The organism is Jeotgalibacillus terrae (genome assembly GCF_016908195.1).
GTDB classification, from domain to species: Bacteria; Bacillota; Bacilli; order Bacillales; family Jeotgalibacillaceae; genus Jeotgalibacillus; species Jeotgalibacillus terrae.
In genome coordinates this window covers 36,275-55,557 of record NZ_JAFBDK010000004.1, presented here as the reverse complement: position 1 = coordinate 55,557, position 19,283 = coordinate 36,275, and the positions used below count along the sequence as shown (strand labels likewise).

The window sequence follows — 19,283 nt, the reverse complement described above, 5'->3', positions numbered from 1 at the left end:
CTTTTAACTTCTGGGTTCTTCAAGGTAATGATAAACCGTTTTTCCATAATGCCCGGCAATACCTCTGAAATGTTTAAAGTCATCTCTTACCCTCAACACACTGCTGAACAAATCGAAATCCTCTTTTTCGACTGCTACTTCGGTTAATTCCCCACTCTTTAATTGATCGAGTAAAACATTCACTTCTTCTTTTGTCATTTTCATCACCTGCTTATAAATATCTATTTCTCTATATCACTTTATGAGACATTTGAAACTTTTACAAATCTGATACGTCTACTACAATGAGACCATACATATAGAATGGAGGAAATCATATGAAAAAAATGATGATGTTCATGCTCATTTCAATGCTCGCTGCTTTTATGGCTGCATGCGGTACTGAAAATAGCAGTGAAGACGATACTGCAGGGGAACAAAATGCAGAAACTGTCATGCCGGAAGAAACGGAAGAAGCTGCTACAGATGTTCCAATTGAAGAATCGGAAGCTGAGTCTGAAGAAGCTGCTGAAGAGGAAAGTACTGAAGAAGAAGCATCTGAAGAATCAACAGATGAATCAGCTGAAGTAACAGAAGAAGCTGCTGAGGAAGAGAGCGAAGGTGAAAGTGATATGCGCCTGCTTGAACAGCAGATGACATTCACGATCAATGGAGAAGAGTCAGAAAGAACTGCTTTTCTTCAGGAAAGTGAAGAGAACAATTACAGTGTCTATGTAGCAGAAGGGTTCTCTTATACAATGGAAGAACCAAATGTTGACCAGATCTATTTTGACGAAGACGATTCACAGTTTATGCGTATTCATACTTATCCGAAGGCTGAATCTGAACAATCTTTGATTGAAGATCAGATGAAAGGTCAGGCAGATGCGATTCAGGGTGAGGCTGCTGCTGAATGGACGCCAGCTGATGCTGACAATGTGATTGCAGGTTATGAAGCAGCTGTTGGTGAAAACCAGTTTAAGACTTACCTTTATGAACTGAACGATATGTTTGTAAGAATTGAGATCCACACGCAGGCTGATTCAGGCCTTGAAGATGCATTCGTCCAAATGGCAGAATCAATTGAATAATACAAATGACCGCTTCCTTAAATCAGGGAGCGGTTTTTTTGAGCACAAAACTTGAAAGTCAATAAAGGTCAAAGTATACTGAGATCAGAAAGTCAAAGATAGTCAAATTGTAATTGATTAATAAGGAGGAGTCACGATGATATGTCAAAAATGCCAGACTAAACCAGCAAATATACAATTCAGAGTTCAATTAAATGATCAGGTACAGGATTTTCATTTGTGCTCCGTATGCTATAAAGAAGAACGTTCAAAGCTTCACGCAGCTATGAATCAAAAAGGCAGCGATTCATTCCAGCCATTTGAACAAATGAAGCAGCAAAAACCTAAAAAGGAAGATGGGCTTCTTGAGGAATACGGCAGAAACCTCACAAATCTTGCAGGTGCCGGCCTCATTGATCCTGTGATCGGCAGAGATGCTGAAATTGAACAAATGATTGAAATTCTAAATCGAAGAAATAAAAATAACCCGGTGTTAATTGGTGAACCGGGCATTGGTAAGACTGCTGCAGCTGAAGGACTTGCACTGAAGATCGCTGAAGGGTCTGTCCCTCAGAAGCTGAAGCAAAAAGAAGTCATCCTGTTAGATGTAGCCTCACTCGTCTCGAATACAGGGATCAGAGGACAATTCGAAGAAAGAATGAAGCAGCTGATCAGTGAACTACAACAAAGAAAAAATATTATTCTGTTTATTGATGAAATTCATCAGATCGTCGGTGCAGGTTCTGCTGAAGGGTCGATGGACGCAGGTAATATTCTGAAGCCTGCACTTGCACGCGGTGAGCTCCAGCTTGTCGGTGCAACCACGCTTGCTGAATACAGAAAGATTGAAAAAGATGCAGCACTTGAACGACGCTTTCAGCCGATTCACCTGAAAGAGCCTTCGATATCAGAAGCAATAGATATTCTAAAAGGGCTCGCAACAAGATATGAAGATTTCCACAGTGTCACATACAGTACTGAAGCTATTGAAGCTGCTGTTACACTTTCAAAACGCTACATTCAGGACCGTTTCCTTCCGGATAAAGCGATTGACCTGATGGATGAAGCGGGTTCTAAGCTCAACTTAACCCTGGATCTGGCGGATAAAACAGAAATTGAAAACCGCCTGAAAACGATTCATGCTGAAAAAGAAGAAGCACTGAAACATGAAGAATATGAAAAAGCCGCAAAGTTACGCGATGAGGAAGAACAGCTCGAACTTGCTCTGAATCAGCCTGTTGCTAAAGAAAAGCCTGTCGTTGGCATAGAGATGATTCAGAAATTAATCGAAAGAAAAACCGGTATTCCTGTCGGTAAGATTGAACAGGACGAGCATAAAAAGATGGCTGAACTTGAGGAAAACCTTCGTCATCATGTGATCGGACAAGATGAAGCTGTTAAAAGAGTGGCAAAAGCTGTCCGCAGAAGCCGTGCGGGACTGAAATCCAAAAACCGCCCTGCAGGTTCATTCCTGTTTGTAGGTCCTACAGGTGTCGGAAAAACCGAGCTATCCAAAACACTGGCAGAAGAACTTTTCGGCTCTAAAGAACACATGATTCGTATGGATATGAGCGAATACATGGAAAAGCACAGCGTATCAAAACTGATCGGTTCACCACCAGGATATGTTGGTCACGATCAGGCAGGGCAGCTGACTGAGAAAGTACGCCGCTCTCCTTATACGATTCTGCTGCTTGATGAAATTGAAAAAGCCCACCCTGATGTTATGCATATGTTCCTGCAGATTATGGAGGATGGCCGTCTGACTGACAGCCAGGGCCGCACGGTAAGCTTTAAGGAAACTGTGATTATCATGACGAGTAATGCAGGTGTGGGAACGAGAAAGAAAGCCGTTGGATTCGGTGCGACCCAGGCAGCTGATGAAGCTTCTATTCTTGAATCACTGAGCGACTTTTTCAAACCTGAATTTCTGAACAGATTTGACAGTATTATTGAATTTGACTCGCTTGGCAAGGATCATCTGATTAAGATTGTTGATCTGATGTTAGATGAACTGAATGAGTTGATAGAAGAACAGGGTATGACGCTCTCTGTCACACAGGATGTGAAAGAGCGGATAGCTGAACTCGGTTACCACCCTTCATTTGGTGCCCGGCCGTTAAGAAGAGTGATTCAGGAAACACTTGAAGATCAGGTGACAGACTTCATGTATGACTACCCTGAAGAAAAACACTTGAAAGCAGTACTTGTAGACGGCGAAATTAAAATCGGGAAAATGTAAATGAAAAAAGAGACTGCGCCGGCAGTCTCTTTTTTCATTTATAAAGCCTGATCGTCCACTTCATCAAGCCAATTTTCAATTTCCTTTACGACAGATTCCAGACTTCCTTCTGCAAATGGAGATTTGAGATTTGCCTCTTTAACCAATTCTGTAAATGATTTTGACCCGCCTAATTTACATAAGTGTACATAATCTGCCCATGCACCGTCAAAATCCTCTCTTGATTTTTTCCAGAACTGAAAAGCACAAATCTGGGCTAATGTGTAGTCAATATAATAGAACGGATCCTCATAAATGTGTCCCTGTCTCTGCCAGACGCCACCCTGATTCAGATACTCATGTCCGCCATAATTACGATGCGGCAGATATATGCTTTCAAGTTCTTTCCAGACAGTTTTTCTCTCTGCCGGGGTCATTTCAGGGTTTTCATATATTCTGTGTTGAAATTCATCTACTGCTACCCCATAAGGCAAAAATAAAATGCCGCTGCTTAAATGAGCAAACTTATATTTCTCAGTCTGTTCACCAAAGAAATTTTCCATCCATGGCCACGTCAGAAATTCCATACTCATAGAATGAATTTCTGCTGCTTCATGCGTAGGCCAGATATATTCAGGGATCTGAATATTGCGGCTCATATATACCTGAAACGCATGCCCTGCTTCATGTGTCAGTACATCTATATCTGCTGAAGTACCGTTAAAGTTGGAGAATATAAACGGTGCTTCATAGTTTTCTATAAATGTACAGTATCCGCCTGCTTCTTTTCCTTTTTTCGCTTCAAGGTCCATGAGTTCCCGTTCGTTCATAAATGTGAAAAACTCATTTGTTTCATCAGAAAGTTCCTGATACATCTTTTTCCCCTGTTCAATAATCCACTCGGGACCGCCCTGCGGATTAGCATTTCCTGTAAGGAACTCCAGGGATTCATCCCAAAACATCAGATGATCAACGCCAATTCTCTCCTGCTGGCGCTTTCTTAATTTAGTTGCAAGCGGCACAACATATTTTTTCACCTGATCCCGGAAGACCTTTACCTGCGCTGCGCTATAATCGACCCGCAGCATTCTTAAATATCCAACATCAACGAAGTTTTTATAGCCAAGTTTCAGCGCAATTTCGTGTCTGGTTTTAACCAATTTGTCATACAGCTCATCAAATTTCTCCTCGTGATCAGCAAAAAAATTAAACTTAGCTTTAACAGCCTCTTCACGGATATTCCGGTCGACAGACTCTGTATATGGATCAATCTGGGCCAGTGTCAGCTGTTTACCCTGAAAATCGATTTCAGCTGAAGCGACGAGCCTGGAATATTCGGAGGACAAACGATTTTCCTCCTGTAAAAGCGGGATAATTTCCGGACTGAATGCTTTAATCGAATAATCTGCCAGATTGAAAAACTGACTGCCCCATTTTTCTTCTAATTCTTTTCTATATGGTGACCTTACAAGCTCTTTATAAAATAATGTAATCAATTCCTCAAATTGCGGAGCTGTTTCATCAAAGTAATTCTTTTCTTCTTCATAAAAAGAATCCCTCGTATCAATAGATGCTCTGATAAAAGCAAGGTTACCCTGGGTTGATATATCGTCTCTGAGCTGGTTGAGTTTGTTCATTGCTTCTTCCTGCTTAATCATGCTTTTTGCATTGCTGAAATCATCAAGCAGTGCTTCAAATTCTCTTTTTACCTGTTCGAAATCAGGTCGTTTATATGTATAATCCTTAAATGTTAACATGTTGTCTCCTCCACTCTTTTTACTCCACCCTTATATTTCGACTGTCAGTGCTTTACTTCCTGCTGATTACCATAAAAAAACACCGGAATCATCGCCCGGTGCTGATTTTTCTGCTAGTATGATAGATCTTTAATCGATAATCCTAGCTTTTTCAGCAGTTCAATTGCCTGCTTTTGCTCTTCATCTGAAAGTGCAGTCATCAGTTCGTGCAAGTTTTTTTCGTGAGCAGGAAAAATCTCACTCATGAATTGTTCACCTTTATCAGTGATCTCCGCATAGGTGACCCTTCTGTCTTCAGGTGATGCCACTCTGCAGATCAGACCTTTTTTTTCAAGCTTATCGACTACATACGTAATACTCCCGCTTGCGAGGAGAATTTTACCGCCTATTTTTTGAAGTGGCTGTTTTCCTTTATGATACAGCAGTTCAAGTACACCAAACTCAGTAGGATTTAACCCTTTTTCCTGAAAGAATTTGCTGCTTGATTCATTGATCGCTTTGTAGGCTCTGGATAATACAATAAAAAGTTTTAATGATTGGTTATAGTCCGCTCCATCAGTCATAGTCAGTCATTCCTTTGTCATTATCATCTTTTAAAGTATAGCGATGCAACCTAAAAAAAGTCAATGTATTCCTTCAGCCTCACGCTTTTCAACCAATCAATCACTGTCAGATCTTGGTCTGTTTTAAGCGGAAAGTGTCTGGCTGCAGACTCAGCCCTGGCCCAATTAAACGTTTCAAGCTCCTGAAAATAAATAAGCTTTTCGATTTCAAATCCAGCCTCTGCATCTTCAGCTGAAGTGTGCCGCCCCTCTGCCGTTTCGATTTTGTATGACGAACCAAATTTCGAAAGTGAAAGCTTAATCTCTCCCAGGCATTGTGCAAATGCGCCGGACTGCAGAACCAGTTTACCTGAACGTCTCTCATTCATCACAGTGTGGTCCCCCGCGGTTAGCAGAATATCAATTCCGTCAATTGAGCATATCATATCTCCCTGGTTAATTGAGCGTGCAGATTGAGTATTGAATCCTCCGTGATAATTCACAATAACAAGATCAGGACTTTCATTCTCATGAATAAACCCAACCCACCGTTTTGCTGCAACATATGCATCTTCAAATAATATATCTTTAATGATAAATGGTTCTTCCCCGTTCATTCTGGTGGCTGAAATACCAAGGATCGCCACCTTGACACCTTTTACAATTTTGACTGTATAAGGGAAGCCAAAGTATGGCTCTTTTGTCGTTTTATGAACAACATTAGCAGCTAGCCACGGGAAAAATGAACGGCTGATCGCTCTGCTTAAAAACGGAAGTCCATAATCGAAATCATGTTCACCAACTGCACCGCAATCGTACTGCAATTCATTCATAATTGATATCATCGGATTTGGCATATAGTCATTATATTTTGCGTAATGATAGGTGAGTGGACTCCCCTTCAACATATCTCCTGTATCAAACAGGAGAAGTTCCGGATCTTCCTTCCGCTTATTTTTGATAACCGAAGAAAGCCTCGCCATCCCGTGCGTCTTGTCAGTGCCCCAATGAGAAGTTGATTTCACATGTCCGTGAACATCATTGGTCTGAAGTATGGTTAATTGAATATGATCGTTGGCCAATTCATTCACCCCCCGGGTCAATAAAAACAGTTTATGTATGAAACAGGTTCAGTTTTGACAGTCTTGCTGCAGCTTCTTTTATTCTTTCTTCACTTGTCAGAAGTGCTACTCTCACGTATCCTTCACCACTCTCGCCGAAGCCGATTCCAGGGGCTACAACGATATCTGCTTTTTCAAGCAGCAGATCACTGAAGCTCTCAGAAGTATACCCTTTAGGCACCTCAAACCATGCAAAGAAAGATCCCTTCGGTGCGTCAACGTTCCACCCTGCTTCATTAAAAGCACTTACCATGGTATTTCTTCTTTTTTCATATAGATCTGATAGGTCCAGTGCGGGCTGATATGACTCAGTCAGAGCCGCTTCTGCAGCCTCCTGAACTGCACCAAATAAACTCACATGCAAATGATCCTGTAGCAAATTCAGCGATTCAATGACTGATGGATTCCCCACAGCGAATCCAACACGCCAGCCCGCCATATTAAAAGTCTTAGATAACGTATAGATTTCAACGCCATTTTCTTTTGCCCGCTCAGACTGAAGGTAACTGACCGGTCTATTCCCATCAAACCCAATCGATCCATATGCAAAATCATGTACGACACAAATATCGTATTTCTCTGCAAATGCAATCACTTCATCAAAGAATGACTGATCTGCAAGTGCACCCGTCGGATTGTTCGGGTAATTCAGGAACATCAGCTTTGCTTTACGTGCCGTTTCTTCAGCAATCTGCGAGAAGTCAGGGAGAAACTGATTTTCTTTAAGGAGCGGCATCATCACCATCTCAGCCTCTGCAAGAGACACACCCGACCAGTAATCAGGATACCCCGGATCAGGAACCAGAATCACATCTCCTGGATTCACCAGACACTGCGGAAGTTCAACAAGCCCTGCCTTCCCCCCGAAAAGCAATGCCACCTCTTTATCAGGATCCAGATTGACACCATATTCTCTTTCGTAAAAAGCGGCAGCTGCCTCTCTTACATAGGACATGCCCTTAAAAGGTGAATACTTATGGTTGACCGGATTTTCAGCGGCTGACTGGAGTCTTCTGACGATATGATCAGGCGTTGGAAGGTCCGGGTTTCCCTGTCCGAGATTAATCACATCATGTCCTGCTGCGACTTTTTCCATCACTTTTGCTGAAAGCTTCGCAAAAAATTGTTCCGGAAGCTGTTGTAAACGATGAGCCTGTTCAAACTTTTTCACAAAGACAACCCTCTTTCAAATTATTGCACTAAATGTTATAACGTAAATGTATCATTGTAAAGACGATTCTGAAAAGTGGGTGAACTGATGAAAGTTGCAATTTTCCAGATGGACCTCGCATTTGGGTCTTTTGAAGAAAACTATAAGAAGGTGAAGGACTGGTTTAACCAGATGGAAAATGCGGATCTTGTCGTCCTGCCGGAACTCTGGACAACAGGTTATGACCTGCCAAATCTTAAAAACATGTCTGACCATTACGACCGTACAATTAAACTGTTAAAAGAGCTTGCAGTTACACACAATGTAAACCTGATTGGCGGTTCTGCAGCAAATGTTAAAGATGACGGCATTTATAACACGTTACCGGTCATCGATAATCGCGGATCACTGATTCATGAATACAGTAAGCTCCACCTGTTTAAATTAATGGACGAGCACTTACACCTGCAGGCCGGTTCTGATGACCCTTCCTTTGTACTGGATGGCATCAGTTTTGCCGGGTTTATCTGTTATGATATCAGGTTTCCTGAATGGATCAGGAAATCAGTGCTGAATGGCGCAAAAGTCATTGTGGTGCCTGCTGAATGGCCGGCTCCAAGAATCGATCACTGGATTACGCTCTTAAAAGCCAGAGCGATTGAAAATCAGGTATATGTCATCGCCTGTAACAGAGTCGGAAATGACCCGGCCAACGAGTTTGGCGGACACTCTATTGTGATTGATCCGTGGGGCAAAGTAATCGCTGAGGGAACTGATCAGGAAGAGATCGTTTATGGGGAAATCAGTGTGGAAGAAGTAGAAGAAATACGTAAAAGAATACCGATTTTTGATGACCGGAGAACGGAGTACTATTGAAACAACTTATTCTGCAGAAGGGAAGGTCATGCTTCCCTCTGCAGCAGGATTTGATCAACTTACTACTGGAGTGCAGGCAGACAAATATCAAATATTGTTCCTTTATTTAATTCACTTTTGACATCCACAGTACCATGGTGTTCAGCTATAATATTCAGGCTGACCGGGAGCCCAAGACCCGTACCATTTTCTTTTGTTGTAAAAAAAGGTTCTTTCAGCTTTTCAAGCTTTCCTTTTGGAATCCCGCACCCACTGTCAGATACCGACACCATAATACCACTTGCTTTCCGGCTCATTCCAACCTGAATGTTACCTTTTGCCGGAGTAGCCTCAATAGCGTTTTTAATCAGGTTAATAAAGACCTGCTTCAGACGGTTTGCATCTCCAAATACATGACACTCCCCATCTAATGTCTCATACATAATCTCCAGATCGTGCAGCGTAGCCTGTGGTTTCATAATTTCAATTGTTTCCTGAATGACATATTTTAAGTTGATTTTACTGAAGACACTCTTTTTAGGTTTTGCCAGCATTAAAAATTCCGTCATAATGGTCTCAACTCGTTTCAGTTCAGAGTTGATGACTTCAAAATACATTTTCTGATGTTCACGCAGGTTTGGCTCGAGCAGCTGTATAAACCCTTTTAAAGAAGTCATCGGGTTTCTGATTTCATGAGCAATTCCTGCTGCAAGCTGACCGACAACCTTTAACGTATCATGCTCATTTGCTTTACGTATAAAATTAACCTCTTCACTTATATCCCTGATCACAACAAGATCATAATCCCCTGCTATTCTGTCCACTTTAGTAAACTCATAACTTCTGGATTGAACCCTTACGACCCTGCTTAGCATATTTTCTTTTTCGTGAGGAGCAAGCGGTTGCGTAAACCCTGGTACTCCTGATTCATCAGGATATTGATCGAGCAGATCGTATAAATTAATAACTTCTTCAAATTTAATTTTCAGAAGTTCATCCGCGAATAAGTTAGACCTTACAATTGTTCCTTCTTCATTAATAACGATGAGGCCGTGTATCGCTTTATTGAATATATTTTCGTAAATTAATGACTCAGGTGGATGATTTAGATCTTTTAAAATAAATAAATATTCTTCACCCTCGACTGAAATACATTCCCCGATTCCTTCTATCGTTTTGTTTCCACCGAAATATCTGATCATTTTCTGTGGAACAATTTCACCTTTAAGACAAGCTTCCAGCCATTCAATATCTTCACTTTTCAAATATGTAAAAAGTGATGTTCCAGTTCTGGGGTTCAAATGTCCGTTGCTTTGCCTATTGAAGTTCAGTATAATTCCACTTTGGTTGATAACCAATGCACATTCATTTATGTAATTCAGCAATCTGTTACTGGATGGGAGGCTGTCTCCCTGCTGCTCTGCGTGATGAAAAGATTCTATTTGAGACAAATGTCTTGAAAGCATTTTTATATCCCTTCTTTTCAATAAAATGAATGACAATTATAAATATGTCATTATCACCAGATTTATTATTTGCGAAAACGGGTATGTATCTGAACGACAATTAAGTGTTAGAGAAAGCGGTGTAATCATGTCGAAACGCGACTATTATTTTGACAATGCAAAATTTATATTAATTTTTTTAGTGGTATTTGGTCACGCTATTCAAAGCAGTATTGAAGAAGATGCACTTCTGATGACTACCTATCAGACCATTTACTTTTTCCATATGCCGGCCTTTATATTAATTGCCGGCTACTTTGCCAAAGCAAATTATGCGAAAGGGTTATTCCTGAAACTGTTAAAGAAACTGATTGTACCTTATATTATTTTTCAGGTCATCTATACGATTTATTATTACTTCCTGAGAAATGAGAAAAATATAGAGATCGATCCATTTAATCCCCAGTGGGCACTGTGGTTTTTAGTCAGTCTGTTCTTTTGGAGTCTGCTGCTGATTTTATTCGTGGATGTATTGAAGCTGAAATGGAAAGCAGCAATGGGTATTAGTATTGGACTTGGTGTAATGGTTGGGTTTATAAATGATTATACGTCCACACTCAGCCTTTCAAGGACATTTGTATTTTTCCCGTTCTTCCTGGCAGGTCATTACCTGAATCGGGAATTTTTCAATAAGATTGCGTCAAAAAAAGGTCAGATATTCTCTGTCCTTTCGATACTTGTAGTATTTATTTCGATCTTCCTTTTGCCTGATTGGAGCAGCAGATGGCTGTTTGGTTCCCATTCCTATGAAGATCTTGGAACACCAGTAGAGGCCAGTCCGTTATTAAGGCTGCTGATCTATGGTGTGAGCTTCTGGCTTGTCATTGCATTCTTTTCACTGTCACCAGTGAACAAGACATTTTTTACAAAGTGGGGTCTTAATACTTTATACGTGTATCTGTTTCACGGTTTCATCATTCAATTTTACCGTGAGAGCAATCTAGGACTCATCGTGAATCCATACGTATCACTACTCATCATTATGGCCGCTTCATTGCTGTTAACCATTTTTCTATCGTCAAGATTTGTTGCAGCTGCAGGGCAGCCGATTGTAGAATTACGAGCCTCAAAAGCCAAAAAATTGATGAAATCCAAAGAATAGGCAAAGTTAGAAAATTTGGATAATATTTAACAACATCTTAACACTTAACAAAAATAAAATAAACCTTTTCATTCAAGATGATTCATTATAAAGAACTTCATTGCCAGTCTGTATATGGTCATGTACACTTAATATTGATTTGTTAATAAAGGAGAAGGAACATGAAAACAGTACTGGCGTCACTAAATGCCAAATATATTCACACGAATCTTGCCATCAGATATTTAAAGGCAGCAGCTGAGAATGAGTATGACATAGAGCTTGCTGAATATACGATTAATGATCCAATCTTAAATATTGCCGGAGATTTATATGCAAAAAAGCCTGATGTAATAGGATTCAGTTGCTATATATGGAATATTGAAGAAACCATTCAGGTAATCGGCATGTTGAAAAAGATTTTGCCTGAGGTAAAAGTAATACTCGGCGGACCGGAAGTTACGTATGATGTACAATACTGGCTTAACCGGCTTCAGGACCATGCAGATTTTATTGTAATCGGTGAAGGAGAAAAGACTTTCAAAGAACTGCTTGATTATTTCTCAGGCACGATTGAATTTTCTGATGTTCACGGTGCAGCAAGCCTGGCTGACGGGAAAATGCACCTGCGCCCCCAGCCTGCAAAAACTGATTTAAAAGCGCTGCCTTCACCCTTCAGATTTGAAGAAGATCAATCTTCTTTGGGCAAAAGAATCACTTATATTGAAACAAGCAGAGGTTGCCCTTTTCAATGTCAATTCTGCCTTTCTTCAATTGAAACAGGCGTAAGATATTTTGACCGTGAGGCTGTAAAAGCAGATATCCGTTATTTAATGGAACACGGAGCACGTGTTTTTAAGTTTGTAGATAGAACGTTTAATATCAGCAGAAGCTATGCGATGGAAATGTTTGAATTTCTAATTCATGAGCATAAGCCCGGCACCGTTTTTCAGTTTGAAATCACCGGTGATATTATGCGTCCTGAAGTGATTCAGTATCTGAATGATCATGCCCCTGCAGGATTATTCCGTTTTGAAATAGGTGTACAGTCAACGAATGATCACACGAACGAACTTGTAAAACGTAAACAGAACTTTGAAAAACTCAAGCGTACTGTCACCATGGTAAGAGATGGCGGTAAAATTGCGCAGCACCTTGATCTGATTGCCGGTCTTCCTGAAGAAAATTATGCTTCATTCAAACAAACCTTTAATGACGTGTATGAACTTGAACCTGAAGAACTGCAGCTAGGGTTTTTAAAGATGCTTCGTGGAACAGGGCTTAGAATAAATGCCGCTGAACATGACTATGTCTATATGGATCATGCGCCTTATGAGATCCTCAGCAACAATCAGCTGACATTTGATGAGATTCTCAGGATCAAGCAGGTTGAAGATGTTTTGGAAAAATACTGGAATGATCATCGACTCGATGAAACGATTGCCTATTTAACCGGAGATGTATTTGACACACCATTTGATTTTTATCAGGATTTCGGTACTTTCTGGGATGAGTCGGGCTGGTCTAGAATTGGTCATCAGCTTGAGGATCTGTTTAAACGCCTCTATCAGTTTATAGAAATATATAAGCCTGATGCACTTGAAAATACAACTTATCTGATGAAAAAAGATTATCTGAAAAACCATAAATTTAAGCCCCGTAAAGCATGGTGGGGTAAAGAGGATAAAAACTTCAGCAGTGTTTACGAAGGGTTGCTCAGTGACCCGTCTATCGCTGGAGAAGCATTTACTGCATTGAATTTGAAACAGAAGGAATTATATAAGCATACAGTACTTGAGGAAGGCTTAAAGCTGACTGACGGCGAGTCGGTTTCCACTTATCTGCTTGCTTACTATCATCCGAAAAACGGAATAGCATCGATATTTGAATTTCCAAAAACAAGTGTTCAGCATTTAATATCTTAACAAAAAGAACCTCAGAGATTGAGGTTCTTTTTGTATTATCCGATAATAACCCGTTCTTTTGGATAACGGAATTTTTCTTTTTTATTATTTCCGCCAATCATGAACAGGAATGAAATCAGTCCGACACGTCCAATAAACATCAGGAACATCAATATGATTTTACTCGGTGTAGATAATGTAGGTGTAATTCCCATAGACATACCCGAAGTTCCGAATGCAGATGTGACTTCAAATATGACTGAAATAACATTCAAATCTTCAATGATCATGATTGTGATAACCGATACCATCGACATTAATACCGCTAAAATAATAACTACATAAGAGCGGAAAATATCAATCAGGTGAATCTCACGACCAAACACCTGGATCTGATGTCTTCCTCTTGAAAAGTTAATCAGAAATAATACTGCGATTGCCAGGGTTGTGGTCCTGATCCCGCCACCTACAGAACTTGGTGAAGCCCCGATAAACATCAACAGACTTAATATTAACTGAGTTGGCTCCGTAAAGGTGCTTACCTCTATTGTCACCAGTCCCCCTGAACGGGTCGACACTGACTGGAATAATGCGTAGAATAATCCCTGATGCCAGCTTAACCCTTCAAACCTCTGATTAAATTCGATTAAATAGATCAGAAGCGTTCCCACAATTAATAAGATACCAAACGTAATCGTTGTTAGTTTAGTAAACAGTGAAAATCTGAATGGCCCTGACTTATGACTGATAAACTGTTTTACCTCAATCAGTACAGGAAATCCTATCGCACCCAGAATAATGAGCAGAATCGTTACCATCTGGACAAAATAATCATCAGCGTAAGGAATCATAGATTGACCTGTAATATCAAATCCTCCATTGGTTGTTGCTGATACTGAAGCAAACACGCCATGTAAAACAGCTTCAGACCATGTCTCATAAAATTGTGTGAAATACAGGCTTAATAACAGCGCTCCAATTGCTTCAATAATTAATAGAATTTTTATAATCTCAATGATTAATTTTACAACGCCTGATAAGTTATATTGATTGTGATCAAGCATAATTAACTGACGTTCTCTTAGTCCAATTCTTTTTCCGATTAATAACCAGATGAATGTGCCAAGGGACATTATCCCGATACCACCCAATTGAAGAATCAGCATCACCATAACGATCCCAAATACAGTGTAAGTATCCGAAATCTGAATCACTGACAGGCCTGTAACGCTAACTGCGCTTACAGCAGTAAACAGTGAATCAATTAACGAAACTTCCTGATCGGGCTTATGCACCCAGGGCAGCCGTAACAGTCCAAATGATAAACTGATAGCCAAAAAGTAATAGCTGACAATCAACTGGGCAGGTTTCATCTTTCTAAGCCGGTCTTTCAGCATCTGCCACATGATTATAGTTCCTTTCGTTTAAATCTATACATAGCTTATATGAAAACTGGCGGTATTTAAACAGCTTTTTTCAGAAGGCCTGAATATTTTACATACAAAAAAGCAGGATTGCTCCTGCTTAGTCGTTGTTTCCGTTGTTTCCGTTGTTGCCGCTGTTTCCGCTGTTGCCGTTGTTTCCATTGATATCGTTGTTGCCATTATTGCTGTTGTCGCCATTGTTACCGCTATTGCCGTTGTTACCGCTGTTGCCGTTGTTACCGCTATTGCCATTGTTCCCATTGTTGCCGTTGTTGCCGTTGTTGCCGTTGTTACCGCTATTGCCATTGTTCCCGTTGTTGCCGTTGTTACCGCTATTGCCATTCTTTCCGTTGTTACCGTTATTACCGCTGTTGCCGTTATTGCCACTGTTACCGTTATTGCCACTGCTATTACTGTCTTTATTACTCTCTATTATATCATCTTCCACACTTGTATTTTCAGCTTCTGTTTCAGGCAAATCTTGGTTTTGGTCATTTTTATCTTCTGTTGTTTCCTCTTCATCCACCAGGGTTTCCTCATGATCGTTTTCTTGTAGATCTTCTAAGGTTTCATCATCTTCCTTATCCGCCGTTTCAGTTTCTACAATGACTGGTTTTTCAGGAGTGATATCCTCTTCACTTTTACTATTTTTTTCTGCCAGCAGTTGCCCAAATGAAATACCCCGTCTATCAGCAGCCTCAACATCTCTGAGTGAACCTTCATAAAACGCAAAATTCGATACATCTGCCTCCCTGGAGACATTTGCTAAAAGTGACTCCAGTTCTTCTTCAAATGATTGATCAGCCTCTTCAGAGATCACTGTCGATATCGTCACTTGTCCATTTTCAGGTAATAAATAACCTTCCTGAATACTTTCATTAATGATGATTGATATCACTTCTTCAATATCAAGATTTTCAAGTTCCAGATTTCCGATCAATTTCTGTGCATCCTGATTTACTGCGTCAACTTTTATTGCCTCAGTGCCTTTATTTAATTCAATTTCAAAACTTGGATTAATATCCACTGCGACATAGGCATAAGTTTTCTGATTAAATACCGGTTCTAATATGACAAAAGCCAGCATCATAATTGCCACGAGCGCGCCGGCAGCAGCAATATGGGGATAACTGCGCGCACTATACTCATTTGCCACGACCCCTTCTCCGATATGGACGTGCCCACCCGGACTTTTAACTCTGCAGAATTCGCCATCAACAGTTAAAAGAATTAAGTGCCGTTTTTTAATTTCCATTACGATTCCTTTTTTCATTGCAATTGCTCCTTCACATACTCATAAAGATAAGGAAAGTGGCCGTTGATTAAAATTGCTACTGCGATGATATATTTACGATTCCTTTCAATGGTCTTTCTACTGACATCCACTTCTTTTTCGATCTGCTTGATCGGAAGCCTTTTTTTCCTTCTCAGTTCAGCAAACCATTCACTGTTTGAGCTGACCAGTTTTGCAATAAAGACCGCATTCTCCCTTGCATCCTTATGTTTCGGTGAGCTGACTGCAAGTTCATTAAATGACAAACCATACTCTTTCAGTGATGCACTATATCTTAATATCTCTTCTTTTCTTGCTTCAGCATCCTGTTCACTGGCAAAAGCTTTCATTGACTGATCATTTTCAAGATAACCTGCTGATTCCACAGACTCACTGCCTGGCTCAAATAATATCTCCTGTTTTTCCTTTTGATGAGTACGCAAATAATCAATGACACGACGTTTGATTACAAGTTCCGAGAAACTGATCACTGAAGCCCCTTTATCAGGCTGATACTTGATTAGCGCGTCATGAAAAGCAATCAGTGCAACACTAAACTCATCGTCAGAATCATATATATAACGGCGGCATACTTTTGAAGCGGTTTTTTTAACAAAAGGCTTATATGCTTCAAGCACTTCTGATAACAGCTCAGTATCCCCTATTTGTATCTGCTTCACTTTTTCTTCAAGCGTAGCTTTAGAAGAAAACTTATATAACCCAAATAATAGGAAAGATATCAACCTCTCCACCTCTATTCAACACATGATAGATAAATTGTACCGGTAAACTGTGTTGAAAGAAACATTTCCCTTTTAATAAACTTTACGTAATGTCTTTGTAATATAAGGGGGTCTTTTTAATTTCTTTGAAATAAGCTCTGTTAAAGTCAGCTGCCCAATTTTATGTTACAAATAAAACGCTTTCCGAATGAAGCCGTCTTGTGGCTCCGATTCAATCTGACCTCCTCAGCGCTTGGCGCTCTATCACGTTTCTCCTGCTTGGAGTCGTACCCTTTAACGCTGTATTCACGAGCTGTTCTAAAACCACATTAGGCTTTAACAAAGCTTTGAAATAAAATAAAAAAGCTGAGACATAGTCCCAGCTTTTTCATCATTAACGCATTGTTATAGTTAAATGTTGTTTAGCAAATCTGGTGAGGAAATCACCAGCCAAATTTGACAAGGGCATAATTAATGCGCAGAACTTTCCTGACCTTTTCTTTTTGCTAACACGTATCCTCCTCCTGCAATTAGCACGAGTACTGACCAGAAAATGATTTTCCATTCTGTTGAATGTGGAAAATGCGTATCAATCAGCTGAACATTTGGATGTCCAAGTGTCAGAACGGCTAGCTTTACACCAACCCATCCAACAATTAAGAAAGCTGTTGTTTCAAGCAATGGATATTTACCAAGCAGCTTTACAAACCAATGTGCTGCAAAACGCATAATGATCAGGCCGATCAGCCCGCCGAGGAAAATGACAATGAATTGTCCGCCATCCATTCCTCCAATTTCAAAAGCTCCAACTGCCGGCAGTGTTAACGCAAGTGCAACTGCAGCCAGCATGGAATCAACTGCAAACGCAATATCAGCAAGTTCAACTTTTAATACTGTCATCCAGAAGCCTGATCCTTTAGCGGATTTTTCAGCTTCATCAGCTTCAACTGTATCATTATTTTTTGATCTGATTTGTTTAACTACATGACTGATTGAAATATAGAGCAGATAAGCAGCTCCGATTGCCTGCACCTGCCACACGTCAATTAATATTGCAATTAAAAACAGTGAAGCAAATCTGAAAACAAATGCTCCAAATAATCCGTAGAATAATGCCTTTTTACGCTGTTCAGGTGGCAAATGCTTAACCATAACTGCCATCACAACTGCGTTATCAGCTGCGAGAATTCCTTCAAGTCCAATCAGAATCAGCAGTACCCAGCCATACTCCAGTAACAATGCTGCATCCATTTTGTATCCTCCTCTTGTATCTTTTCATTTTCTCCAATTCGCCAGGAATTAATCATTTGCCATAACAGGTGAAATAAACATAAAAAGACCTTTGCCTAATAAAAGGCAAAGGTCTTGCTAAGCATTATGACAATGCCATTATGACCGATGAACCGCTGTGTTCATGTCGTGACGATCATAATTAGCTGATTAACAGCTAAAGCTACTCCCCCTTGACAGATGTCAAAGCGCTATTGAATTGAATTTATTATATCATTGCAGGGATTTTTTACAAGGTTATTTTATCAAAGTATGAAATTCTTTTTCGTCTTTATGTCGATTATAAAATGCTATCATCGCGTCAAGACCATCCAGAAAGTCTGCACACCTGATACCTGAACCTTTTAAATCTCCTGCTGTTTCAGCCTGGTCAAACTCTCCATCCCAGAAGAAATATTCAAGTCCTTCTCTTTCAGCTCCCAGGTGTTTTCTTACTTTAGGAATTGCTAATGCTTTATCCATCATTTTGTGGGATATAAAGCCTTTTGGTGTTTTCCCGGTTTGCTTTTGCATTAGAAACCTGTAGATCTCTCTCGCCGGGTAGGGGTTTGGATCTGTCAGGTGATATGTCTTTCCCGCACTTTCTTCATACCTTCCAAGGTAAGAAGCTGCATCAATCACATATTCGACAGGTACAACGTTTAATTTTGCGCTGCTCCTGCTAATGTATGGAATACGTGAAAAGTTTTTAGTTTTATCAAATATATTCAGTAAATAATATGGCCCATCAAACTTACTTGTTTCGCCTGTTGCAGTATCACCTTTTACGATCCCAGGCCGTAAAATCGTAACCGGGTACTCCTCTTTCATCTTATCTACAAGTACTTCCGCTTCGAATTTCGTTTCTTCATAGTAATTTCTGAACTGCTCCGGTCTGATCAGCTCATTTTCTTTAATAAGCCCGTTTCTTCTGCCGGCAACATAAGCGGTACTAAAATATACATATCGTTTTAATGTTGTCAGAGACTTAACCCACTCATTTACATGATAAGTCCCTTTCACATTTACCTTATATGCTGTCGGCTGATCAATAGCCAGGTCGTACGCTGCTGCAAGATGCCAGACATAATTTATTTTATCTTTTAAGTAAGTATGAACAGTCGAAGATAAACCAATATCTTTTTTTGTAATGTCTCCTTGTACAATATGAATTGTGGATACAGTCTGGATTTCACACTTAAGCTGCTCAATTCTTGCAGCTGCTTTTTGCTGCATCGAAGGAAGCACAAGTAAGTAAATATGTTTTTCATCTTTCTCATTCAGCCATTTCCTTAACAGCTTTTCACTGATAAAACCCGGAAATCCTGTCATAAAATATCCTGTCTTCATCCCACCACTCCTTTTTTACCAATTATACAGAATAAATGGTTAATTAATAAAGGGCTGAGA

The 19,283-nt window shown here is 40.1% G+C and carries 16 protein-coding genes and 1 riboswitch; of the genes, 5 read left to right on the top strand and 11 right to left on the bottom strand.

The features are described 5' to 3' along the window. Positions 1-3: 3 nt before the first annotated feature. On the bottom strand, positions 4-198 hold the full coding sequence (locus JOD21_RS04715) for a hypothetical protein (protein ID WP_204728522.1): 195 nt from the start codon (positions 196-198) through the stop codon (positions 4-6). A gap of 119 nt (positions 199-317) precedes the next feature. Between JOD21_RS04715 and JOD21_RS04710 the strand changes: the two genes are divergently transcribed. Both JOD21_RS04710 and JOD21_RS04705 read left to right on the top strand, forming a co-directional pair. Next, a complete protein-coding gene (locus tag JOD21_RS04710) occupies positions 318-1,070 on the top strand; it encodes a hypothetical protein (protein WP_204728521.1) in 753 nt (250 codons plus the stop codon). A 136-nt stretch (positions 1,071-1,206) separates the two neighbouring features. Then, positions 1,207-3,291, top strand: coding sequence for an ATP-dependent Clp protease ATP-binding subunit (locus tag JOD21_RS04705; RefSeq protein WP_204728520.1), 2,085 nt, complete (start codon positions 1,207-1,209; stop codon positions 3,289-3,291). Between the two features lie 38 nt (positions 3,292-3,329). Here the strand turns inward: JOD21_RS04705 and JOD21_RS04700 are convergent, their stop codons facing one another. The 4 genes from JOD21_RS04700 to JOD21_RS04685 form a co-directional block, all read right to left on the bottom strand. After that, the gene (locus tag JOD21_RS04700; RefSeq protein WP_204728519.1) at positions 3,330-5,027 is read right to left on the bottom strand and encodes a M3 family oligoendopeptidase; all 1,698 of its coding nucleotides are present in this window, start codon (positions 5,025-5,027) and stop codon (positions 3,330-3,332) included. A gap of 113 nt (positions 5,028-5,140) precedes the next feature. Continuing rightward, positions 5,141-5,590 (bottom strand): MarR family winged helix-turn-helix transcriptional regulator, encoded by a 450-nt coding sequence (locus JOD21_RS04695; RefSeq protein ID WP_204728518.1) that lies wholly within the window; start codon positions 5,588-5,590, stop codon positions 5,141-5,143. A 50-nt stretch (positions 5,591-5,640) separates the two neighbouring features. Further along, positions 5,641-6,651 (bottom strand): bifunctional metallophosphatase/5'-nucleotidase, encoded by a 1,011-nt coding sequence (locus JOD21_RS04690; RefSeq protein ID WP_204728517.1) that lies wholly within the window; start codon positions 6,649-6,651, stop codon positions 5,641-5,643. Positions 6,652-6,682: 31 nt separating this feature from the next. Beyond that, on the bottom strand, positions 6,683-7,861 hold the full coding sequence (locus JOD21_RS04685) for an aminotransferase class I/II-fold pyridoxal phosphate-dependent enzyme (protein ID WP_204728516.1): 1,179 nt from the start codon (positions 7,859-7,861) through the stop codon (positions 6,683-6,685). A gap of 87 nt (positions 7,862-7,948) precedes the next feature. On the opposite strand from JOD21_RS04685, the gene JOD21_RS04680 reads away from it, so the two are divergent. Further along, a complete protein-coding gene (locus tag JOD21_RS04680; RefSeq protein ID WP_204728515.1) occupies positions 7,949-8,716 on the top strand; it encodes a carbon-nitrogen family hydrolase in 768 nt (255 codons plus the stop codon). A gap of 62 nt (positions 8,717-8,778) precedes the next feature. On the opposite strand, the gene JOD21_RS04675 is transcribed toward JOD21_RS04680, so the two are convergent. Further along, complete coding sequence (locus JOD21_RS04675) at positions 8,779-10,161, bottom strand: ATP-binding protein (protein WP_204728514.1); 1,383 nt, start codon at positions 10,159-10,161, stop codon at positions 8,779-8,781. A 127-nt stretch (positions 10,162-10,288) separates the two neighbouring features. On the opposite strand from JOD21_RS04675, the gene JOD21_RS04670 reads away from it, so the two are divergent. Both JOD21_RS04670 and JOD21_RS04665 read left to right on the top strand, forming a co-directional pair. Beyond that, complete coding sequence (locus JOD21_RS04670; RefSeq protein ID WP_239581408.1) at positions 10,289-11,302, top strand: acyltransferase family protein; 1,014 nt, start codon at positions 10,289-10,291, stop codon at positions 11,300-11,302. Between the two features lie 161 nt (positions 11,303-11,463). Further along, a complete protein-coding gene (locus JOD21_RS04665; protein WP_204728512.1) occupies positions 11,464-13,206 on the top strand; it encodes a B12-binding domain-containing radical SAM protein in 1,743 nt (580 codons plus the stop codon). 35 nt (positions 13,207-13,241) lie between these two features. On the opposite strand, the gene JOD21_RS04660 is transcribed toward JOD21_RS04665, so the two are convergent. The 5 genes from JOD21_RS04660 to JOD21_RS04640 form a co-directional block, all read right to left on the bottom strand. After that, positions 13,242-14,591 (bottom strand): TrkH family potassium uptake protein, encoded by a 1,350-nt coding sequence (locus JOD21_RS04660; RefSeq protein WP_204728511.1) that lies wholly within the window; start codon positions 14,589-14,591, stop codon positions 13,242-13,244. A gap of 118 nt (positions 14,592-14,709) precedes the next feature. After that, a complete protein-coding gene (locus tag JOD21_RS04655) occupies positions 14,710-15,882 on the bottom strand; it encodes an anti-sigma factor domain-containing protein (protein WP_204728510.1) in 1,173 nt (390 codons plus the stop codon). Continuing rightward, positions 15,879-16,625, bottom strand: coding sequence for an RNA polymerase sigma-I factor (gene sigI, locus JOD21_RS04650; protein WP_239581406.1), 747 nt, complete (start codon positions 16,623-16,625; stop codon positions 15,879-15,881). Before sigI ends, JOD21_RS04655 begins: the two co-directional genes overlap by 4 nt. A 450-nt stretch (positions 16,626-17,075) precedes the next feature. Then, positions 17,076-17,855: a TerC family protein gene (locus JOD21_RS04645; protein WP_204728508.1), complete on the bottom strand. Its 780-nt coding sequence runs from the start codon at positions 17,853-17,855 to the stop codon at positions 17,076-17,078. 50 nt (positions 17,856-17,905) lie between these two features. Further along, positions 17,906-18,078: riboswitch (yybP-ykoY riboswitch) on the bottom strand. A 53-nt stretch (positions 18,079-18,131) separates the two neighbouring features. Next, complete coding sequence (locus JOD21_RS04640) at positions 18,132-19,223, bottom strand: SDR family oxidoreductase (protein WP_239581404.1); 1,092 nt, start codon at positions 19,221-19,223, stop codon at positions 18,132-18,134. Positions 19,224-19,283 lie beyond the last annotated feature (60 nt).